Raw genomic sequence first — 21,264 nt, 5'->3', positions numbered from 1 at the left:
GAACTGTCACGTAACCGCGCTAATCGATGAGCTTTCTCTGAGGGATAGCGGAAATATTTTCCTCCCTTTCAGCCGAAATACGACGACTCCGCCGAGTCATATCCTAACCTTTCTTTACCTTGTAGTACTGACCACGGGATATGGTAGAAGCCGGGCAAATAGCAATCACCGTCGTCATGGGGATCCTCCTCGTCGGGGTCGCGGCTTTCCTCTCCCGACTCGAGGACTGGCGTTCCTACACGCCCCTCGGCAGCGGCGGACACGTCGGCGAACAGACAGGGCAGGTTCATCACGAGAAACCTGCCGGAATCGTGCGCTGGTTGACCACCGTGGACCACAAGGACATCGGGTACCTGTACGGGTTCTACGGCCTCTTCGCGTTCGCGTGGGGCGGCATCGCGGTCCTCCTGATGCGGACCGAACTCGCGGTTCCCGAGGAGTTCATCATCGGGGCGAACTTCTACAACTCCCTGCTGACGACCCACGGGATTACGATGCTGTTCCTGTTCGGGACGCCCATCATCGCGGCGTTCGGGAACTACTTCATCCCGCTGCTCATCGGCGCGGACGACATGGCCTTCCCGCGAATCAACGCCATCGCGTTCTGGCTGCTTCCGCCCGCGGCGCTCCTCATCTGGGCGGGCTTCCCGCTGGCGACGCTGACCAGCGGTGACATCCAGCCCGCGCAGACCTCGTGGACGATGTACACGCCGCTGTCGGTCGACCAGACCAACCCCGGCGTGGACCTGATGCTGCTGGGACTGCACCTCTCGGGTGTCTCGGCGACGATGGGCGCAATCAACTTTATTGCGACCATCTTCGCCGAGCGCGGCGACGATGTCGGCTGGGAGAAACTCGACATCTTCTCGTGGACGATGCTGACCCAGTCGGGTCTCATCCTGTTCTCGTTCCCGCTGCTGGGGAGCGCGCTCGTGATGCTCCTGCTGGACCGGAACTTCGCCACGACGTTCTTCGCCTCGGAAGGCGGCGGACCCATCCTCTGGCAGCACCTGTTCTGGTTCTTCGGTCACCCCGAAGTGTACATCCTCGTGCTGCCCCCGATGGGACTCGTCAGCCTCATCCTGCCCCGCTTCTCGGGCCGGAAGCTGTTCGGGTTCAAGTTCGTCGTCTACTCGACGCTGGCAATCGGTGTCCTTTCCTTCGGCGTGTGGGCACACCACATGTTCAGCACGGGCATCGACCCCCGCATCCGAGCGAGCTTCATGGCGGTCTCCTTGGCAATCGCGGTCCCGAGCGCGGTGAAGGTCTTTAACTGGATTACCACGATGTGGAACGGTCGGCTCCGACTCGTCGCGCCGATGCTGTTCTGCATCGGGTTCGTCCAGAACTTCATCCTCGGCGGCGTCACGGGCGTCTTCCTCGCGTCCATCCCCGTGGACCTCGTGCTTCACGACACCTACTACGTCGTCGGGCACTTCCACTTCATCGTCATGGGAGCCATAGCAATGGCTGGCTTCGCGGGCATCTACTACTGGTTCCCGATGTTCACCGGTCGGATGTACCAGAAGACGCTGGCGAAGTGGCACTTCTGGCTCAGCATGATCGGGAGCAACGTGACGTTCATCGCCATGCTCCTGCTGGGCTACGGCGGGATGCCCCGACGCTACGCCACCTACCTCCCGCAGTTCACCGACCTCCACCTCATTGCGACGGTCGGTGCGTTCATCATGGGCTTCGGTCAGCTCATCTTCGTCTACAACCTCGTCGTCTCGTGGCTCGAAGGCCCCAAGGTCGAGAGCGCCGACCCGTGGGACCTCGAAGAAGACGGCATGAAGACCAAGGAGTGGGAGTGGTTCGAGCGCAAGCGCGAGACCGCTATCGCCACCGACGGCGGCGAGGAGATTCGCACCGACGGCGGCGAAGTCGAAGACGACGAATAGACGTACAACCGCTTTTCCGTTTTTTCACGCCGAGTAGCCGAAGCTACGTGTCGAACGACGTAGCACAGCACACAGAATCAGAGCGAATCGACTCGGCGGTCCGCGGGTCGGTCGAGGAGTCGAGCTACTCGGTCGAAGTCAGACGACGCCTCGGCTACGTCAGCGCGAGGATGATGCCCATCGCAAACATCAGGACCGCAATCCCGCCGAGGAGATACGCCAGCATGTCTTTCTCGCTCATACCCGGGATTGGGTCCTCCGGATGAAAAGGCTAATCCTTCCGCCGCTCTCACCACCGGACGTGAGCGAGACGTTCGGCGGTCGGTCGTTCGTCGTCGGGTTCTACGCCCTCATCGTGGCTCTCACGGGCGTCGTGGGAGCCGTGCTTGGCGCGGTCGGGCCGCGGGACCTCACCGCGGTCAAACTCCTCGGACTGGTCGAGCTTCCGCCGACGCCGCTCGGCCTCGCGGTCTACGGCGTCGTGACGGTCGGACTGGCGCTCGGCGTCCCGCTGGCGCTGGTCGTCCTCGTCTCGGAGATGGCCGACGCCGAGCGACCCGACGAGAACCCCTGAATAGTGCTTCGAGATTTGTCTTCGAGGAGCGGACGCTCGGTGAAACATCCCCTCCCTGGTGGACTCTCTTCTCACCTCGTATCTGAACACCACGGTCCAGACAGACCGAACATCTAAGGCCGCGTTCGTCGTGAGTCCGAGCATGTACCACGTCGTCATCGCAGTCGACGAGGAGTCCGACCGCGCGCAGAGACAGGCCAGAGCGGTCGCCGACCTCCCGCAGTCGGCCGACGAAGTGCGCGCGACACTCCTCCACGTCTTCACCGAGAACCCCGACGGCGCGTCGGCGACCCAAATCAGGTCGGTGCGCCGCGCCGAGGAGTTCCTCGACAACGAGGGCGTCGAGACAGAAATCGCCGAGCGGAGCGGCGACCCCGCCGTCGCGGTCTTGGAGTTCGCGCAGGAGACGGACGCCGACTGCATCTGCGTCGGCGGCCGGAACCGCTCGCCCGCGGGGAAGGCCATCTTCGGGAGCGTCTCCCAGTCGGTGATTCTGCAAGCCGACAGGCCGGTGTTGGTTACTGGGGCGATGGAGGAACAGTAACTCCGTTTTTGGGTCTTCGTTCGCTCGTTTTGCATCGCTACGGACTCGACAACAACTGGAGACGTGACCGCTTCTCGAAGTTCTCTTCCGTTTCGTATCACCACAGCTACGACAATAATCGAGGTGATGAACACTTCTTGAAGCCCCCGCCCGGTCGCGGTCACGCGAGCGAAGCGAAGGTGGCCTCGGAGGACGCGGTTTGTCCTCCGGCGGTCGCTGAGTGACATATCCGACGGACGTGGTTGCGACGGATAGAGGGTCACTCAGCGACCAAGCAAGCGCGACCGGGCGGCCCCTTCATCCGCCCCTGTCAGTTGTAGAACCGAGCGCGCCCCAGTGGTCTGTTCCACCGAGCGCCGCGGATGCGCCTGCCGGACGCATCCGCTCGAAGCAAGCTTTGGCATTATTTAGAGACAAAAAAACATTGCTTTAGAAAACGTAATTAATTGTCTATCCGCTCGTCGAGGCCGAATCAGTCCTCGTAGAACGCCCGTACCTCGTCGGCCGCCGCCTCGGGGTCCGATTCGCAGACCGTCCGGCGGTCGTCGCCGTCCGCGAGGACGAACCCCGGCGCGGACTCGACGCCGTGGGTCCGGCAGAACTCGACGGCCGCCTCGCCGTCCGCGCCCGCGAGCGACACGTCGTCGGGCACCGCGTCGAGGAGCGGGTCGAGGTCCTCCTTGGCCGCCTCGCAGGGGTCGCAAAACCGCTTCCAGACCGAGACCAGCGCGCGCTCCTCGCCAGCCAGCAGCGAGTGGGGGTCGTCGGTCACGTCCGCGAAGTCGGCCGGGACCGGCGAGTCGGGCACGACCTCCCAGACCATCCCGGCCATCGCGGACAGCTCCTCGGCCGAGCGGGAGTCCGCGCCGTCGAGATGGGACTCGACCGCGAGGTAGACCACGAACTCGTCCCTGGAGACGCCGCGCTCGGCCACGAGGTCGGCCGCAGCCTCGCGGCCCGGCAGGCCGAACGTCGCCGCGACGGCCTCGTGGAACTCGTGGTCGTCCACGCCGACGTACGAATCGTGGTAGATGGCGTGGGTGTCGTCGAACTCGTCGGTGGTTCGGACCCCGCTCTCGTCGCCGACCGCGAGGACGCCCTCCTCGACCAGCGCGTCGAAGCGCGCCGCTGCTTCGTCGGCCGCAACTGCTGTCGCCTGTGCTGATTGCTCGCTCGGTTCCTCAGACGCCGAGGTATCGGTCTCTCGTTTCGTCATCTGCTCGTAGCTTCTCCGCAGTCCCTTCGAAGACGATGCTCCCTTGGTCGATGACGTAACACCGGTCGGCGATGTCCATCGCCGCGATGGCGTTCTGCTCGACCAGCAGAATCGTGGTGCCCGAGTCGCTGATGCGCCGAATGGCGTCCTCCACGTCGGCGATAATCTGGGGCGCGAGCCCCTCGTAGGGTTCGTCCAGCAGGAGGAGGTCGGTGTTCTGCTTCAGCGCGCGAGCGATGGCGAGCATCTGCTGTTCGCCCCCCGAGAGCGTCCCGGCCTTCTGGGACTTGCGCTCGCGGAGTCGCTCGAACTCGTCGTAGACCTCCTCGGTCGTCATCCCGACGTGTTCGACCTGCACCTGCCCGAGCGACCGCCCGACCGTGTTCGACCGGTTCTCCGAGACCTCCGCGAGGTGGAGGTTCTCGGCCACCGTGAGGTTCGGGAAGACCCGCCGCTCCTCTGGCACCAGCGAGAGGCCCCGCGCCGAGATGTCCTCGGGCGACATCGCGGTGATGTCTTCCTCCTTGAAGACGATGCGCCCGTCGCGGACCTCCGGCGGACGCGCGCCGGAAATCGACCGGAGCGTCGTGGTCTTGCCCGCGCCGTTGCGCCCCAGTAGCGAGCAGACCTCGCCCTCCTCGACGCCGAGGGTCACGTCCCGCAGGATGTGGCTCTCGCCGTAGAAAGCGTCTACGCCCTGTAACTCCAGTAGGCTCATCTCTCGCCCTCCGTCATGCATCCATACCTCCGAGATACGCCTCTTGGACCTCGGGATTCCCCTGAACCTCCTCTGGCGGCCCCTCGGCGATGACTGCTCCGCGGTTCAGCACCACGATTCGGTCCGAGACGTTGAACACCACCTCCATGTCGTGTTCGACCAGCAGGATGGTCAGGTCCAACTGCTCTTTGACCTCCTCGATGAGTTCGACCGTGTCGGCGGTCTCCTCGGGCGACATCCCCGCGGTCGGTTCGTCCATCAGCAACAGACTCGGTTCGCTCGCCAGCGCGATGCCCAACTCAAGCCTGCGCTTGTCGCCGTAGGGCAGGTCCTCGGCGGTCACGTCGCGCTGGCCGAGCAGTCCCACCGCGTCCAAGGTCCGCCGGGCCAGCCTATCGACCTCGCCGTAGTTGTTCCGATGGCGCAGGAAGTTGAACCGGAACGAGCCGTGTTCGGCCGCCAACGCCGCGATTTGGGCGTTCTCCTCGACCGTCAGCTCGGGGAAGATGGATGCGGTCTGGAAGGACCGACTCACTCCCTTCTGGACCACCTCGTGAGGTTCGTGTTTGAGAATCGAGTCGCCGTCGAACTCGATGTCGCCCTCGGTGGCGTCCAACATCCTCGTGACGAGGTTGATGAGCGTGGACTTGCCCGCGCCGTTCGGCCCGATGACCGAGATAGACTCGCCCTCCTCGATTTCGAGGTTCACGTCGTCTACCGCCACGAGGCCGCCGAACGACTTGGTCAGGTTGTGGGTTTCGAGGAGGGCCATCACCGACCACCTCCTCGTCGGTCGATGGAAACCATCACCGACCACCCCCCAATTTCCGAACTGCACTTCCGAAGTCCATCAGCAGCCCCCAGATGCCCCGCGGGAACAGGACCACGACCGCGACGAACACCAGTCCCAGAATCAGGTGCCAGTAGGCCCCGAAGCCGTCCATCAGGACCACCGGCTCTTGGACCAGCGTGACGTACTCGTTCGGCCCGGTGAACGGGAGGGTCAACTGCTGGACCCCGCTGACGATGTTCTCGACGTAGAGGTAAATGGCCGCGCCGAGGATGGGACCGAACAGCGACCCGACCCCGCCCAGCACGGCCATGATGACGACCTCGCCGCTGGTGGTCCAGTAGAACGACGACAGCGGGACGTAGGCGCTGTAGATGGTGAACAGGCTCCCCGCGACCCCCGCGAAGGTGCCCGAGATGATGAACGCCATCAACTTGTAGCGCCAGACGTTCAGACCGACGAACTCCGCGCGCTGGTCGTTCTCCCGAATCGCCCGGAACACCATCCCGTAGGGCGAGTGGAGGATGCGGTTGGCCGCGGCCACACAGAGGACCGCGACACCGCCGACCAGCACGTACTTCCACGTCCCGACAAGCCAGTCGAGTCCCGGCACGGGGTACCGTAACTGAAACACGCCGAACAGCTTCCCGAGTTCGACCCCGGTAAAGCCGTTCTCGCCGCCGGTAATCCACGCCAGCGGCGATAGCGCCATGTAGAACGCCATCTGGCCGAACGCCAGCGTCAGGATGGCGAAGTAGATGCCCCCGCGCCGAAGAGATATGAACCCCAGAATCCACGCCGACAGCGCCGCGAACGACGTGCCCGCGAGGATGATGAGTATCGGACTCGAGGAGACCTGCGCGCTGAACACCCCCGCGGCGTAGGCCGCGCCGCCCCAGAAGGCGGCGTGGCCGAACGACAGCAGGCCGGTGTAGCCAAGCAGGAGGTTGAACCCCATGGCGAAGATGCCCCAGATGAGGATGAGCGTGGCCAAATCCTGATACCCCTGCAGGACGCCGCTGACGACCGGCGCACGAGCGAACAGCCACGGGAAGATTGCGACCGCGAGCGTGGTCGCCGCCACGACGAACAGCTCGCTCTCGCGGATTCGCTCCCACGAGGGGAGTTCGCGCTGAGTTCGCTCGACGACGCTTCCGGTCTCGTCGGTCGCGTCCGGGGTCTCGGTGGGTTCGTCGCTCACGGTGCCACCTCCTCGGCCCCGAGAAGCCCCTGCGGCCTCGCCAGCAGGACGATTGCGGCCAGCACGTAGATGCCGACCTGCGACCACTGGGGCGCGATGGCGACCATCACCGCCAGCGTCTCGCCGATGAGAATCCCGCCGAGGACCGCGCCCGAGATGGACCCGACTCCTCCGATGACCACGACGAGGAAGGAGGGGACCAGGACCTCGGTCCCGATGTTGGGGTTGACCGCGTAGAGCGGCCCGCCGACGACCCCCGCCACGCCCGCCAGCGCCGCGCCGACCCCGAACACCATCAGGTAGGGCCGCGAGAGCTTGATGCCCAGCAGTTCGACCATCTCGGCGTCTCTGGTCCCGGCCCGGACGACCAGTCCGAAGTCGGTGTACTCGATGAGGCCGTAGACCAGCACGACGACCGTTGCCGTGATTCCGATGATGTAGAGCCGCCACTCGGGGAAGGTGCCCACGATGGGGAGACCCACCTGCCCGCTGGCCCATCCCGGTCGGGCGAAGTTGTAGCTCTGGCCGCCGAACAGGATTTTGAACACCTCTTGGACCACGATTGCCAGTCCGAATGTGAGCAGAATCTGGTCGGTGTCGGGCCTGTCGTAGAACGGTCTGGCGACGAATCGCTCCATCGCCAGTCCGACCACGAACACCAGAATCGGGACGATGAGGAGCGCGGGCAGGAAGCCCCACCCCAGACCGAGCGTGGTGTAGCCCCAATCGGCGAGTTTGCCGCCGGTCGGGGTAATCTTGAGCGTGATGAGCAGTCCGGCGTAGGTACCGATTAAGTAGAGCGCGCCGTGCGCGAAGTTGACGAACTTCAGCGTCCCGAGGATGATGGACAGCCCGATTGCCACCAACACGTAGATTGCGCCCTGCTGGAGACCGTTCAGCAGTACCGTCACCGTCTCCGCGAGGAGGCTCACGCTCCCACCTCCGAAGTCAGTTCAGTCGAGTTCCGATGCGTTTTCCCCACCATGTCTGTGTGGTATCCTCTCGCAAGCATAAAGGTTGGTTCCTTCGTTTGAACACGAACGCCACCCCGAAAACGGGGTTCCCCGGCTACTCGTAGGGGCCGAGTTCGCACTCCCCGGCCGGTCCCTCGTCGCACGAGTAGCCGAGCTGGTCGGCTCCCGTGAGATTCACGATTTCGAAGAACTGACCCTGCTGTTGCTCGCTTTCGGACAGTCCCTTGACGACCGGGACCGCGCGCTGGGCCTGATGGTCGCACTTTCGCATCAGTTCCTGGCCCATCCCGATGTTGTTGTACTCTCTCCCCTCCAACTGCTTGATGACCTCCGGCGGGTAGAAGGTGCCAGCGCGCTGGACCGCCGCGGCGTACTGGAGCGTCTGGGCGTAGGCCAGTTGCGCCGGACCCGACGGGATTCGGTCGTAGCGGTCGTTGAACGCCTGCGTGAACTGGTTCGACGGCGGGTTGTCGATTTGGGAGTCCCACGCCACCGTACCGAACACGTCCTCGATGGCTCCGCCCGCGGCTTGGGCCATCGGCCGGTTGTACAGCGGGACGACGATTTCCATGTCCTCGTCCAGCCCCATCTCCTTGGCCTGACTCAGCGAGTTCGCCCCGTCGAGGCCGTAGTGGTCGAGGAACAGCACGTCGGTCTGGTCTCGCGGCACCTGTGAGAGGTACGACGAGAAGTCCTTGGTGCCCAGCGGCGTGGCGACGCTGTTCATCTCGTTCCACCCCGCCTCGCCGAAGAACTGGCTCATCGACGATTGAACCGTCTGACCCCACGTGTAGTCGGCGTACAACTGATAGAAGTTGTTGTCTCCTCCGTACTCGTTGGTGACCGGCGGGACGAGTGCCTGGGCGCTCATGTAGGCGTTGAACATCTCCCGGAAGGAGTAGCGCACGCAGGACTTGCCCGTGGTGTCGTTCGAGTGGGTCAGACAGCACATGTAGTTGACCTTCTCGCGCTGACACAGCTCCTGAATCGCTATTGCGACCGCGCTGGAAGACCCGCCCGACAGCATGATGGCTTGGTCGCGCTGAATCATCCGGCGGGCGGTCTGGCGCGCGGTGTCGGCGTCGGTCGCGGTGTCCCCCGACACGAACTCGATCTGCTGGTCCAGCACGCCGTTGCCCGACAGGTCCGACCAGTTGTCCACCCAACCCCCACCGTTGTTGAGGTGTTCGACCGCCATCCGATACGCTCGTAACTCGTCCTGTCCCTCAGAGGAGTACGGTCCCGACTGGGGAACCGTGAACCCGAACGTCGGGTTGCCCTGAATCGGGAAGTTCCCGATGGGCGGATACTCCTGTGCGCTCGCACTCCCCGCGACCCCCAATCCCGCCAATCCGGTGGCTCCGGCCATCTTCACCACGTCTCGGCGCGACACGTCAGTTTTTTCTCTCCGTGCCATGCTATCACGGGACGAGAACCTCATTAATAATTATACGGGAATATTCCGACCGCCGAGGCGTAAAATATCGGGAGAATCGGAGGGTAGCGAAAAATTGAGGCCGAATCCTCGCAAGATTTGCCGCGCGATTCGTCGTGTAACTCATCCAATAACTTTTGTCGCTTCCGAGGCTGACTTTTGTCGGTCCGCGCTCTCGTCGGGCCATTCGCGTCGAAGTCGCAGGAAATCGGGGCGACCCTACCGCGAGGGGTCGACCTTACAGCACCTCGGCCAGCACCGAGAGCGACTCCACGGTCAGGTCGGCCTCACCCCCGACCTCCTCGGCGGGTTCGCGCGACCGATTCACCCACGCGGTCGCCATCCCGGCGCTGGCCGCGCCCGCCACGTCCCACGGGTTCGAGGAGACCAGTCGGCACTCGCCCAACTCGCGGTCGAGTCGGTCCGCGGCGTTCCGGTAGACCGCCGGGTCGGGCTTGAACGTCCGGACCTCGTGGGCGCTCACGATGTCGTCGAGGAGGTCCGCGAGACCGGCGTTCTCCGCGAGGGTGGCGAGCATCTCGGGGTTGCCGTTCGAGAGGACGACCACGGTGTGCGAGTCGCCGAGGTCGGCCAGCGCGTCGGCGGCGTCCGGGTAGGGGTCGAGGTCCTCGTAGGCCGCGATGATCTCCTCGCGTGCCCGCTCGGAGGGTTCGAGGTCGTAGAAGTTCAGCGCGTAGTCGAGGGCCCGCTCGGTGACCTCCCAGAAGGGTCGGTACTCCTCCATCAGCGCGACCTGCTGGGCGTAGCGCAGTTGGGTCCGCCGCCAGACCGCGTCCACGTCTGCGACGAAGCCGTCTGCCACGTCGAGGTGTTCGCCGAGTGCTGTGGTGACGGTGCTGGTGTCGCAGAGCGTGCCGTACATGTCGAAACAGAGCGCTTCGGAGTTGTCGGATTTGGAGTCGTCGGGGTCTCCGGAGTCGGGCATGGTCTCTGAGTGACTACGCCGCGGGCCTTGAGGATTCGGCTCGGTGCGTATTTTGGCTGGTTCTAATCGTGAGCGCGAACAGCAGAACCGCGGCGGTGTTGTCTTCTTGAAGCCCCCGCCCGGTCGCGGTCGCTGTGGTGGATATTCGCGGCTCTCCGCACCGGAAGACAAACCGCGTCTTCCGAGCCATCGCCTCGCTTCGCTCGGCGAGACACCGCCTGCCGCGAATAGAGCCACCACAGCGACTGAAGTGAACGCGACCGGACGGCCCCTTCATCCCACCCGGTAGTCTGTTCAGTTGAGCGCCTGCCGGCGGTTAGTCGGCCGTGTGCCTGCCGGTTGTCTGGTCTGCCGCGCGCACCCGTGGGGGTTGGTCGGCGGGGCGCGACCGCGAGCGGTCGCGCCCGGCCGAACAATGAAATACGTGCTTTTGAAAATAGATATAGTTATTAAAGAAATAGAAAGTAGGCTAAGATATATGTAGAGGAGACTCTACCCCTGCCCGACCATCCGGTCCTCGTCGTCCCACTCGCGCTCGCGGAGTTCGTACTTCTGAATCTTCCCGGTCGCGGTCGAGGGCAGTTCCGCCACGAACTCGACGCGCTTGACCGCCTTGTAGGAGGCCATGTGTTCCTTCGTGAACTCCCGAATCTCCTGTTCGGTCACGCCGGGTTCGTCGGGGTCGCCCGACGCCGGGACGACGAACGCCTTGGGGGTCTCGCCCCAGCGCTCGCTCGGCGCAGGGATGACCGCCACGTCGGAAACGTCGTCGTGTTCGAAGAGGGTGTCCTCGATTTCGATGCTGGAGATGTTCTCCCCGCCGGAGATGATGATGTCCTTCTTGCGGTCCTGAATCGAAACCATGCCGTGGTCGTCCACGACCGCGAGGTCGCCCGTGTGGAACCAGCCCTCGCGCTTCTCGTTGAAGGCCTCCTCGGTGGCTTCGGGCTTCTCCCAGTAGCCCTCCATGACCTGATTGCCCCGGACCACGATTTCGCCGATGGTCGCGTCGTCGCGGGGCACGTCGTTGCCGTCGTCGTCCACGACCGCGACCTCGGTGCCGAGGACGCCCATTCCTTGGCGCTTCTTGAGCGCGAATCGGCCGTCGTCGTCTTCGTCCAGCAGTCGGCGGGCGTCCGACATCGTGATGAGCGGGCCGGTCTCGGTCAGGCCGTAGAGGTGCTTGAGGTACCACCCGAACTCGTCTTCGACCGCGCGAATCGTCGCCTCCGGCGGGGCGCTTCCCGCGGTGGTGACCCGGACCGGGTTGTCGCCCTGCATCGCTGGCTCGCCGCTCTCCTCGTAGTAGTCCACGAGCATGTTCAGGACCGTCGGCGCGCCGCAGAGGAAGGACACGTCCTCGGCCTGAATCGTCTCGACGATTTCGGCGGCGTCCACGCCTCGCGTGCAGACGTGCTTGGCCCCCATCCCGGTGACGGCGTAGATGTGACCCCACCCGTTGACGTGGAACATCGGGAGCGTCCAGAGATACACGTCGTCGTCGTAGATTTCCTGATGGACCGCGAGGATGTGGGCGTGGAGGGTCTCGGTCCGGTGGGTCCGCATCACGCCCTTCGGGTCGCCGGTCGTGCCGGAGGTGTAGTTGATGGTGATGACCTCGTCCTCGTCCATCTCCGGGCGCTCGTAGCCGTCGGGACTTGCCGACTCGATGATCTCCTCGAAGTCCTCCCAGTCGCCCTCGGTCGCGTCGGCGTCGTTCGAGACGAACGTCTCGGTCGGCACCGAGTCGCGGACCGCCTCGATTTTCTCGGCGTACTCGTAGTCGGCGATAATCGCGTCCACCCCGGCGTCGTTCAGGATGTACTCGTAGTCCTCGGGCGTGAGCCGATAGTTCAGCGGCGTGTGAATCGCGCCGAGTTGCATAATCCCGTAGGCCGACTCCAACTGATAGTGGGTGTTGGGGTCGAGTACGGCCACTCTATCGCCCTTCTCGATGCCGCGGTCGGCCAGCGCCGCCGAGAGTCGGTCGGCGCGCTCGCCGAACTCGTCGTAGGTGTATCGCTCGCCCGTGGTCGCCACGATGGCCTCTTGGTCGCCGTAGTTGTCCCGCGCCCGGTCTAAGAAGTCGGTCACGAGTAGCGGTTTGTACATGCTTAGACTGTTCATGACTTTCATGATATACGTTCTGGTGGGTGCAAGCTTTGGGGCCCAAAAATTTACCAGATAGCGAGTTATTCTCAGAAAATTCGTCGCTTCGCCCACCAGTTATTCCCGCGAAAACGTCGTAGCCGCCTGCGTGAGCATCAAGCAATCGATGCGAGACATCGACCGCGCGGTCGAGGACTCGCTCGGGAGCCACGAGCAGTACGAAGCCAAGAAAGACGGCCGGTCCCAGCGCCGCACCTACGAGAAGTCCATCGAGGAGGTCGGCGAAATCGCGGGCAAGACCGAGGCCGAGCGACTGGCGGCGTGGATAGAGACCACGATTCGAGACGAAAAGAAACTCCCCTCGAGTCGCCGCGTCCGCAAGAAGGGCGCGGAAATCTGCCGGGACGTGGGCGAGTCTATCTCCTCGAACGACTGGCTCGGGGCTTGAGGCGGGGATTTGGCTCGGTGCGTTTGCAGTCGCTGGAGAACTAGACCGGAATGTCGAGAAAGGGTTCCGAGAGTGGTTTAGAAAGCCCCCGCCCGGTCGCGGTCGCTGGCCGACATATCGGCGCTCTCCGCTCCGGAAGACGGTTCTGCTCGGCCTTCGGCCTGCGCGGACTGCGACTTCCGAGCCGTCACCTCACTTCGTTCGGTGAGACACCGCCCGCGCCGATAGGGGTCGGCCAGACGACCACGTAAACGCGACCGGGCGGCCCCTTTCAGTCCACCCAAACGGTCAGTTGTCTCACCGAGCGCGTCTGGTGGTCGCCACACTCAGTCCCCGCCGACCTTCTGCTGGATGTCTTCGACAACGTCGGGGTTCCGGAGCGTCGAGGTGTCGCCCAGTTCCTCGTCGTTGGCGATGTCTTCCAGCAGTCGGCGCATGATTTTGCCCGAGCGCGTCTTGGGGAGTTCGGGCGTGAAGACGACCGCCTCGGGTCGAGCGATGGGACCGATGGCGTCCTCGACGCCCTCCTCGATTCGGCCGCGCATCTCCTCGTCGCCCTCGTAGCCGTCTTCAGTGATGACGTAGGCGTAGACCGCTTCGCCCTTCACGTCGTGGTGGCCGCCGACGACCGCGGCCTCCGCGACCCCCTCGACACCGACGATGGCTGATTCGATTTCCATCGTGCCGAGGCGGTGGCCCGAGACGTTCAGCACGTCGTCCACGCGCCCGAGGACCGTGATGTAGCCGTCTTCGTCTATCTTCGCGCCGTCTTCCGGGAAGTAGACCCAGTCGTCGGGGTCGTCGCTATCGGTGTCGGAGTACTCCGCCCAGTACTCGTTGACGTAGCGTTCGTCGTTCTTGTAGAGGGTTCGGAGCATCCCCGGCCACGGCTTCTGGACTGTCAGGTACCCTGCCTGCCCGGCCTCGACCTCCTCGCCGTTGGCGTCCACGACCTGCGCGTCCACCCCCGGCAGAGGAGGCCCGGCGGAACCGGGTTTCATCGTCTTGACCCCCGGAAGCGTCGTGACCATCATCCCGCCGGTTTCGGTCTGCCACCACGTATCCACGATGGGACAGGACTCGTCGCCGATGTTGGTGTAGTACCACTTCCACGCTCGGGGGTTGATGGGTTCGCCGACGGTGCCCAGCAGGCGCAGACTCGACAGGTCGTGCTGGTCGGGGTAGTCGTCGCCCCACTTCATGAACGCCCGGATGGCGGTCGGCGCGGTGTAGAGTTGCGTCGCCTCGTACTCCTCGATAATCTCCCAGAGGCGGTCTCGCTCGGGGTGGTCGGGCGTCCCCTCGTACATCATCGTCGTCGTCCCGAGTGCGAGGGGACCGTAGACGATGTAGGAGTGGCCGGTAATCCAGCCGATGTCCGCCGAGCAGAAGTACGTGTCCTCGGGCTTGATGTCGAGGACTGCTTGGGAGGTCCACGCGGTCCACGCCAGATAGCCCCCGGTCGTGTGCTTGACTCCTTTGGGCTGACCGGTCGTGCCCGAGGTGTACATCAGGAACAGCATGTCCTCGGCGTCTCTGGAGACCGGTTCGACTTCCGCGCCCTCTTGGTCCTCCACGAGGTCCTGATAGTAGTGTTCGTTCGATTCGAGGTCGTGGCCGTGGCCGTGTTCGCCCAGCCTGTCCACGACAACCACGTCCGAGACCTCGTGGCCCACGTCGCCGAGGCCCTCGCGGGTCTTCTCGTAGTGGTCGAGGGGGTCGCCCCGCCGGAAGTAGCCGTTCGCCGTGACGAGGTACTCCGAGTCGGCGCTCTCCATCCGAGTGGCGAGCGCTTCCGCGGAGAACCCGGCGAAGACGACCGAGTGGGGCGCGCCGATGCGGGCGCAGGCCAGCATGGCGACGGGCAACTCCGGAATCATCGGCATGTACATCGTCACCACGTCGTCCTCGCCGACGCCCATCTCCCGCAGGGCGGCGGCGAACTCGTTGACCTCGCGGTGGAGTTGTTCGTAGGTGTAGGTGCGGTTCTGTTCGTCGGTCGGCTCGCCGACCCACTCGATTGCGGCCTCGTCGCCCCGCTCGTCCAGATGGCGGTCGAGACAGTTGGCGGAGGCGTTCAGCTCACCGCCGGTGAACCACTCGTAGAACGGCGGGTTCGAGTCGTCGAGTACGGTATCGTACTCCTCGTCCCAGTCCAAGAGTTCGGCCGCGCGCCCCCAGCACTCGGGCCAGTTCTCCTCGAACTCGTCGTAGATGGAGTCGTCGGAGACGTTCGCCTGCGCCACGAACTCCTCGGGCGGCTCGAACTCGTCCTGCTCCTCGAGCCGTGCTTCGAGTTCGGCGGTATCTTCGGGCATAGGTTCGTTGTACTACTCACTCAGGAGAGCAATAAAGGTTGGCGCGAGTTAGCATACCTGAAAGCAGGGAAAGCGCCCCGTTCCAGACCGCAGGCTCCGATATTCGCCGGTTACGTGCTACCTACTTGACCCCTCGAAGCGGGAAAAGAGTCAGTTCAGCGCGTCGACTTCGTCGGTCAGGTCCTCGGGGCCGTCCACCGGGCCGTTGACGAACAGGCCGTGGGCGATGAGGAGTGCGGCGGCCACGCCCGCGACCGTCACGGCGGTCGGGAGCGCGAGCGGCGTGAAGACGCCGACGCCCGCGCCGAGACCCATCGTGGCGAAGATGGCGACCAGCACGAGGTCGTAGTACTGGACGGTGTAGTCCATGCGAGAACTATCGGCGCGCGCCGGGAAGTAAATTGGGACGGCGCTGACTCGGCGTCAGCGTCGTGGTTTTCGCTCAGTACGAGTTGACGAGGTCGATGAAGTAGTCCCAGTCCCAGTAGTCGCCGGGGTCGGTGTGGCTACTGCCGGGGACCTGTTCGTGGCCGATGATGCCGCCGGTCGTGTTGTCCCACGCGTCGTCGGGCACCCACGTGGCGCGTTGCTTCGGAATGTCGTACTCCTCGCAGAGGTAGGCGACGAGGTCGGCGGACTTCTGGTACTGAGCGTCCGGGTAGGGTTCGCTGACGTAGCCGCCGTGTTCGATGCCGACGGAAGTCTCGTTGTAGCTCCAGTTACCAGCGTGCCAGCCGATGTTGATCTCCGAGAGGCTCTGGTAGAGGTAGCCGTCCTCGGCGGTGGTGAAGTGGGCGCTCACGTCGGCGTCGGGGTCCTGGAACCAGTTGACTGCACTACTGGCCGACCCTTGGACCGTGTGGATGATGATCCAGTTAATCTCGCTCGCACCGCGGTTCGCACTCGTGTAGTTGCTGGAGTCGGCTGGCACCCAGTCGACCGCGGGCATGTCCGCCGCGGCGGAGCCCGACAGGGCCGCCGTCCCTGCGAGTCCTGCTGTACTTGCTGCACCGAGCTTCTTGAGGAAGTTTCGTCTCGAACTCATCTGCAATAAATTCAAACGAGCCAATCAGTAATATATCTTTTCTAGTCTAAATATAGTGAAAAATATAGTCGGGACGCGGTAGCGAACTTCGAGGCGGGTCGCTCGACCGACCTACGCCAGACTGACCGTCTCCTGATAGCTCCCGTACTCGGCTTCGAAGACCTTCATAATCTCGCCCATCGTGGCGTAGGCCTTCACCGCGTCGATGATGGCGGGCATCACGTTCTCGTCGTTGTCGATGGCATCCTGCAGGTCCTCCAGCGCGGCCTCGACCGCATCGTCGTCGCGCTCTTCTTTGACCTCCGAGAGGCGCTGGAGCTGGCGGTCCTGAACCTCCTCGTCAACTTCGAGGATGTCGGGCTTGGTGTCCTCCTCGATTTCGTACTTGTTGACGCCGACGACGGTCTCCGTGCCCTCCTCGACGCGCTCCTGGTACTCGTAGGAGGCGTCCTGAATCTCGCGGTGGAAGTAGCCCCGCTCGATGCCTTCCAGCACGCCGTCGCGGACCGAGCCGTCGCCCATCTCCTTGATTTCCTCGATGTAGGCCATCGCCTCTTCCTCGACTTCGTCGGTCATGCTCTCGACCGCGAACGACCCGCCGAGAGGGTCGATGATGTCGGCCGCGCCCGACTCCTCGGCGATAATCTGCTGGGTCCGGAGCGCGACCCGGACGGCCTCCTCGGAGGGGAGCGCCAGCGCCTCGTCGAAGCTGTTGGTGTGGAGGCTCTGGGTGCCGCCCAGCACTCCGGCGAGCGCCTGAATCGTCACCCGGACGATGTTGTTCATCGGCTGCTGGGCGGTCAGGCTCTGGCCCGCGGTCTGGGTGTGGAACTTGAGTTTCTTGCTGGCTTCCTCCTCGGCACCGTACCACTCGTCCATCACGTTGGCGTAGATGCGGCGGGCCGCGCGGAACTTGGCGACCTCCTCGAAGATGGAGTTGTGGGAGTTGAAGAAAAAGGATAGCTGGGGGGCGAAGTCGTCCACGTCCATCCCGCGGTCCAGACAGTCCTCGACGTAGGCGAAGCCGTCGGCGAGCGTGAACGCGAGTTCCTGTACCGCCGTGGAACCGGCCTCGCGGATGTGATAGCCCGAAATCGAGATGGGCTTGATGTTCGGGGTCTCCTCGGCCGCGAACTCGACGGTGTCGGTCACGATGTCGAGGCTGGGTTCGGGCGGGATGACCCACTCCTTCTGGGCGATGAACTCCTTGAGCATGTCGTTCTGGAGGGTACCCCGAATCTCGTCGCGGGGGACGCCCTGCTGGTCTGCCAGCGCGATGTACATCGCGTAGATGACCGGCGCGGAGGGATTGATGGTGAACGACGTGGAGACCTCGTCGAGGTCGATGCCGTCGAACAGGATTTCCATGTCCTTGAGGGTGTCAACCGCGACGCCCTCCTTGCCGACCTCGCCGTCAGAGAGGGGGTCGTCCGAATCCTTGCCCATCAGCGAGGGCATGTCGAACGCCGTCGAGAGGCCGGTCTGGCCGTTCTCGATGAGGTAGTGGAACCGCTCGTTGGTCTCCTCGGCGGTGCCGAACCCGGCGAACTGGCGCATGGTCCACGTCCGACCGCGGTACATCGTCGGGTAGGGACCGCGGGTGTAGGGCTCCTCGCCGGGGAAGCCGATGTCCTCGTCGTAGTCGATGTCTTCCACGTCGTCGGGCGTGTACAGCCGGTCTACTTCGAGATTCGAGACCGTGGCGAAGCGGTCCTTGCGCTCGCCGTAGGCGTCGAGGACCGGGTCGAGCGTCTCTTGTTCCCACTCCTCCTTCGCGTCGCGTATCTCCGCGAGGTCGTCCTCGTCGTACATGGTTGTAATACTTGCCGGACTGTCCATTAAGATTCCGCAACCCGCTTCGGACGGTATCTGGATGGCAAGTCTGAAATGTCGTGAGGAGCGAATCGGATAGGTTTCTTCGTCTTCTGAAGCCCTCGCCCGGTCGCGGTCACGTGAACAGAGTGAACGTGACCTCGGGAGACGCGGTTTGTCTCCCGGCGGTCGCTCAGCGACATATCGCGGGCCTCTCCACACCGCCCGGCCCGTGATTGTGGTCCGGTCAGCCGAGTTCGATTCCGATGGTTCAGTCGGCCAGCTATCGAGCGGCAGATGATAAAAATAGCGCCCGCTTCCTACTGCAACCGCTTGGTCGTCTCCACGAGGGGATGGCGAGCGTAGTCCACGACCTTCACGTCGTCCAAGGTCTCTAAGCCCTCCTTCTCGGCGGTCTTCTGCATGCCGAGTTCCACGTCCTCGTCCACGAGGATGACGTAGGCGTCCATCTCCTCGACGTCGATGCGGTCTGCGGCCATCACGCGGTGGTGGCCGTCGGCCAGTAGCAGGTCGCTCTCGTCGCTACTCGCGGGTCCTTCGTCCCCGCTCGTTTTTCGGGACTCCTCCGGAGTCCCGCTATTCGGCGCACAGTCGATGACCACGAGGGGTTCGGCCAGTCCGCGTTCGAGTTCGTAGGTCCGACCCTCCAGTTCGTCGGCGTAGACCTTCCCCTGCGTGGGCGTGAGGTCCGCGAGCGAGACCTCCCTGCGGGTCTGCTCGACCTCGGTGTCGTGGATGGATTCGAGGGTCCGCATGAGCTTGCCGACCTTCTCGGGAGTCGCGCGCTCGATTTGCGAGCGAATCACGTCCGTGTTCGAGATGATGCCCACGAGGTTGCCCGCGTCGTCCACGACCGGGAGCTTCTGGATGCCCGACCGCAGGATGACCCGCGCGGCGTCGTTGACGTTCATGTCGGGGTGGGCCACGATGAGATCTTGGCTCATCACCTTGAAAATCGGTTCGCCGTCCTCGGCAAGCAGGAGGTCGCGCGCGCTGACGAACCCCTCGACCCGGCGGCCGTCACAGACTGGGTAACCGTTGTGTTCGTCGCTCTCGGCGATGCGTCGGGCCACCTCCTCGACGGTCGCGTCGGGCGAAACTGTCGCCACGTCGCGGGTCATGTAGTCTTTGACCTTGGCCTTGCCGTCGGCAGTTCCGCCGTCCGCTGCCGCCACGTCCATGGTTGAATGGACGGGGTCGGCGGACAAAAGGCTTCCCGCTTCAGGTTTCGGATACGAGTCGTGTTTCGAGGAGCGCGACTAGCTACCGTTTCGCTCGGTGAGACATCCAACGTCCCGGTGGACTGAAAGGGCGACCGCGAACCGCGCGAGGGCTTTCGAAACCATCGTTGCTGTTTCCATAGCTTCTCTGCAAGTCACCGTTCGAGGACTCGGAGCTAGCTACTCCCGAAGCCTAGGCATCACCGCCACCGCCACGCACCGCGACCGCGCCACACCCTCCCCAACCGACTGCGCTTCTCGGCTTCGCCTGCGATGCTCGTCCACCGGCGGACAAACCACGTCCGCCGAGCCTTCGGCTTCGCCGAAGACCTCGCGCGGATGACGGGTCGCACGAGAGCGACCCGTCAGCGCGCGCCAACCGCGAGACAATCACGAAAGTTGCTAAAGAATATAAATTAAATTTCTAAGCATATCTTTACTTGTCTGAAGAACAACAAAACAATGCTCAATCTTCGCCTTCCAGTACCGTCGCGTCGAAACTCGCTTCGCCGCCGTGGGAGTACTCGCCGTCGGTCCGCGGGATCGATTGGACCGTCTCGAAGAAGCGGTCGGTCACCACGTCGCTGACGATGCTGGCGAGCGAGGCCTCCTCTTCGTCCTCGACCTCGCCCAGCAGGCCGAGCGGAATCTGCGCGCCAGCCATGTCGGCGTGGCCGCCCGCGCTCCCGATTTGGCCGAAGGCGGCGCGCATCGTCTCGCCGAGGTCGATGTCGGTGCCCCGCGCCCGCGCGGAGACGAAGACGGTGCCGTCCATGAACCCGTAGACCAGCGTGGTCGTCACGTCCTGCATGTTGAGGAGTTGGTCGGCGGCTTGGGCCAGCGCGTCGCGGTCCGACAGCGACCCCACGCAGGTCGCCAGCACCGTCCCCTCGACGCGCCGGTTGCGAATCGCCCGCGCTATCGTCTCGAAGGTGTCGGCGCTGACCGAGGGGCTCTCGACGCGGTCGAGCGTGGCGGTGTCGGCGTGGGGAAGCAGGTAGGAGGCGGCCTCGAAGTCGGCGGTCGAGACCTCCCGCGAGAAGTCCTTGGTATCCACCCGGATGCCGTAGAGCAGGCCGGTCGCCACCTCCTCGGAGATGTCGATGCCGAGGCGCTGGACGTGTTCGGCCAGCAGAGTCGAGGTCGCGCCAACGTCGCTCCGGAGGTCCACGAATCCGGCCTCGACGGGTTCCTTCGGCGGGTGGTGGTCCACCACGATGTCGACCTCGGTGTCCTCGGGGAGTTGGTCGTTGACGCCCGGTCGGGAGTGGTCCACCAGCGCGAAGCCAGCGAACTCCTCGCGGTCCAACTCGTCGGCGGACTCGAAGTTCCGCAGGTCCAGCTCCAGCAGATTGACGAACGCCCGGTTCTCCTGATGGGAGATGTCGCCGAAGTAGCAGGCTTCGGCCTCGATGCCGACCTCCTCGGCGATGCGACACAGCGTGACGGCGCTCGCAATCGCGTCGGGGTCGGGGTTGTCGTGCATGAACACCGCGAGTTTGCCGTCCACGCGCCGGAGCGCCCGCCGGAGGTTGGCGGTCCGAATCGCGTTCTCGCCGAGCGAGACCGCAAGCACCTGCTGGACGATTGCCGCGGTCGGGTCGATGACTCGGTCGGCCAACTCCGTGATTCGGTCGCGCTGGCTCTCGTCGCATCCCTTCCCGAGATACGCGACGACGTACGCCTCGGGGAACAGCTCGTCAGCGAGTTCGGCCGCCCGACGGTTCGCCTCGGGGTCCCGGTCGGCCACGACGACGACCTCCGCGCCCTCGACGCCCGCCGAGACGGTCTCGGCGTCGGTCGGGTCGCCGATAGTCGCCGAGACGCCCTCCTCGCGGAGCGCGTCGATGCGACTCTCGGCGTCGTCGATTACAAGCAGGCTTCCCTGCCCGTCGGCAATCGCTTCCACGAGGGTCTGGCCGACGGTTCCACACCCGAGTACCAGCCGGGAAACCATCGTATCCCCCGGGTTTCCGTTGCGCGGCCTAAAGT

19 protein-coding genes are annotated in these 21,264 nt (G+C 64.2%); 5 read left to right on the top strand and 14 right to left on the bottom strand.

The window, feature by feature from the left end:
- Positions 1–140: 140 nt before the first annotated feature.
- The 4 genes from ctaD to EPL01_RS18165 all read left to right on the top strand — a co-directional run bounded on the left by ctaD (position 141) and on the right by EPL01_RS18165 (position 3,019).
- Positions 141–1,901, top strand: a complete 1,761-nt coding sequence (gene ctaD, locus EPL01_RS18180) for a cytochrome c oxidase subunit I (protein ID WP_246045746.1) — start codon at positions 141–143, stop codon at positions 1,899–1,901.
- A gap of 47 nt (positions 1,902–1,948) precedes the next feature.
- Entirely contained in the window at positions 1,949–2,167 is a 219-nt protein-coding gene (locus tag EPL01_RS18175) for a hypothetical protein (RefSeq protein ID WP_135826700.1), read from the top strand.
- A 35-nt stretch (positions 2,168–2,202) separates the two neighbouring features.
- Positions 2,203–2,475 (top strand): DUF7520 family protein, encoded by a 273-nt coding sequence (locus tag EPL01_RS18170; protein ID WP_135826699.1) that lies wholly within the window; start codon positions 2,203–2,205, stop codon positions 2,473–2,475.
- A gap of 142 nt (positions 2,476–2,617) precedes the next feature.
- Entirely contained in the window at positions 2,618–3,019 is a 402-nt protein-coding gene (locus tag EPL01_RS18165) for a universal stress protein (RefSeq protein ID WP_135826698.1), read from the top strand.
- A gap of 472 nt (positions 3,020–3,491) precedes the next feature.
- Here EPL01_RS18165 and EPL01_RS18160 read toward each other — a convergent pair whose 3' ends face one another.
- The 8 genes from EPL01_RS18160 to EPL01_RS18125 form a co-directional block, all read right to left on the bottom strand.
- Positions 3,492–4,235, bottom strand: coding sequence for a thioredoxin domain-containing protein (locus EPL01_RS18160; protein WP_135826697.1), 744 nt, complete (start codon positions 4,233–4,235; stop codon positions 3,492–3,494).
- Entirely contained in the window at positions 4,201–4,953 is a 753-nt protein-coding gene (locus EPL01_RS18155; protein WP_135826696.1) for an ABC transporter ATP-binding protein, read from the bottom strand. Before EPL01_RS18155 ends, EPL01_RS18160 begins: the two co-directional genes overlap by 35 nt.
- Before the next feature lie 13 nt (positions 4,954–4,966).
- Positions 4,967–5,725: an ABC transporter ATP-binding protein gene (locus EPL01_RS18150; RefSeq protein WP_135826695.1), complete on the bottom strand. Its 759-nt coding sequence runs from the start codon at positions 5,723–5,725 to the stop codon at positions 4,967–4,969.
- Positions 5,726–5,759: 34 nt separating this feature from the next.
- A complete protein-coding gene (locus EPL01_RS18145; RefSeq protein WP_135826694.1) occupies positions 5,760–6,944 on the bottom strand; it encodes a branched-chain amino acid ABC transporter permease in 1,185 nt (394 codons plus the stop codon).
- The gene (locus EPL01_RS18140; RefSeq protein WP_135826693.1) at positions 6,941–7,876 is read right to left on the bottom strand and encodes a branched-chain amino acid ABC transporter permease; all 936 of its coding nucleotides are present in this window, start codon (positions 7,874–7,876) and stop codon (positions 6,941–6,943) included. The genes EPL01_RS18145 and EPL01_RS18140 overlap by 4 nt, the downstream gene beginning before the upstream one ends.
- Positions 7,877–8,012: 136 nt before the next feature.
- Entirely contained in the window at positions 8,013–9,287 is a 1,275-nt protein-coding gene (locus EPL01_RS18135) for a substrate-binding protein (protein ID WP_394346258.1), read from the bottom strand.
- 304 nt (positions 9,288–9,591) lie between these two features.
- Positions 9,592–10,299, bottom strand: a complete 708-nt coding sequence (locus EPL01_RS18130) for a haloacid dehalogenase type II (protein WP_135826691.1) — start codon at positions 10,297–10,299, stop codon at positions 9,592–9,594.
- A 492-nt stretch (positions 10,300–10,791) separates the two neighbouring features.
- Positions 10,792–12,411 (bottom strand): long-chain-fatty-acid--CoA ligase, encoded by a 1,620-nt coding sequence (locus tag EPL01_RS18125; RefSeq protein WP_135826690.1) that lies wholly within the window; start codon positions 12,409–12,411, stop codon positions 10,792–10,794.
- A 145-nt stretch (positions 12,412–12,556) separates the two neighbouring features.
- On the opposite strand from EPL01_RS18125, the gene EPL01_RS18120 reads away from it, so the two are divergent.
- Complete coding sequence (locus EPL01_RS18120; RefSeq protein WP_135826689.1) at positions 12,557–12,856, top strand: hypothetical protein; 300 nt, start codon at positions 12,557–12,559, stop codon at positions 12,854–12,856.
- A 326-nt stretch (positions 12,857–13,182) separates the two neighbouring features.
- Here EPL01_RS18120 and acs read toward each other — a convergent pair whose 3' ends face one another.
- The 6 genes from acs to EPL01_RS18090 form a co-directional block, all read right to left on the bottom strand.
- Positions 13,183–15,174: an acetate--CoA ligase gene (acs, locus tag EPL01_RS18115; RefSeq protein WP_135826688.1), complete on the bottom strand. Its 1,992-nt coding sequence runs from the start codon at positions 15,172–15,174 to the stop codon at positions 13,183–13,185.
- A gap of 150 nt (positions 15,175–15,324) precedes the next feature.
- Positions 15,325–15,543 (bottom strand): DUF8015 family protein, encoded by a 219-nt coding sequence (locus EPL01_RS18110; protein ID WP_135826687.1) that lies wholly within the window; start codon positions 15,541–15,543, stop codon positions 15,325–15,327.
- A 73-nt stretch (positions 15,544–15,616) separates the two neighbouring features.
- The gene (locus tag EPL01_RS18105; protein WP_135826686.1) at positions 15,617–16,219 is read right to left on the bottom strand and encodes an N-acetylmuramoyl-L-alanine amidase; all 603 of its coding nucleotides are present in this window, start codon (positions 16,217–16,219) and stop codon (positions 15,617–15,619) included.
- A 111-nt stretch (positions 16,220–16,330) separates the two neighbouring features.
- Entirely contained in the window at positions 16,331–18,031 is a 1,701-nt protein-coding gene (locus tag EPL01_RS18100) for an acyl-CoA mutase large subunit family protein (RefSeq protein WP_135826685.1), read from the bottom strand.
- Between the two features lie 320 nt (positions 18,032–18,351).
- Positions 18,352–19,233: a CBS domain-containing protein gene (locus EPL01_RS18095; protein WP_135826684.1), complete on the bottom strand. Its 882-nt coding sequence runs from the start codon at positions 19,231–19,233 to the stop codon at positions 18,352–18,354.
- Between the two features lie 505 nt (positions 19,234–19,738).
- A complete protein-coding gene (locus tag EPL01_RS18090; protein ID WP_135826683.1) occupies positions 19,739–21,229 on the bottom strand; it encodes a DHH family phosphoesterase in 1,491 nt (496 codons plus the stop codon).
- Positions 21,230–21,264: the final 35 nt, after the last annotated feature.

It is taken from the genome of Halorussus ruber (assembly GCF_004765785.1).
In the GTDB taxonomy this organism is placed as follows: domain Archaea; phylum Halobacteriota; class Halobacteria; order Halobacteriales; family Haladaptataceae; genus Halorussus; species Halorussus ruber.
The sequence above is the reverse complement of the archived record's forward strand: the minus strand, read 5'-3'. Positions and strand labels throughout refer to the sequence as shown.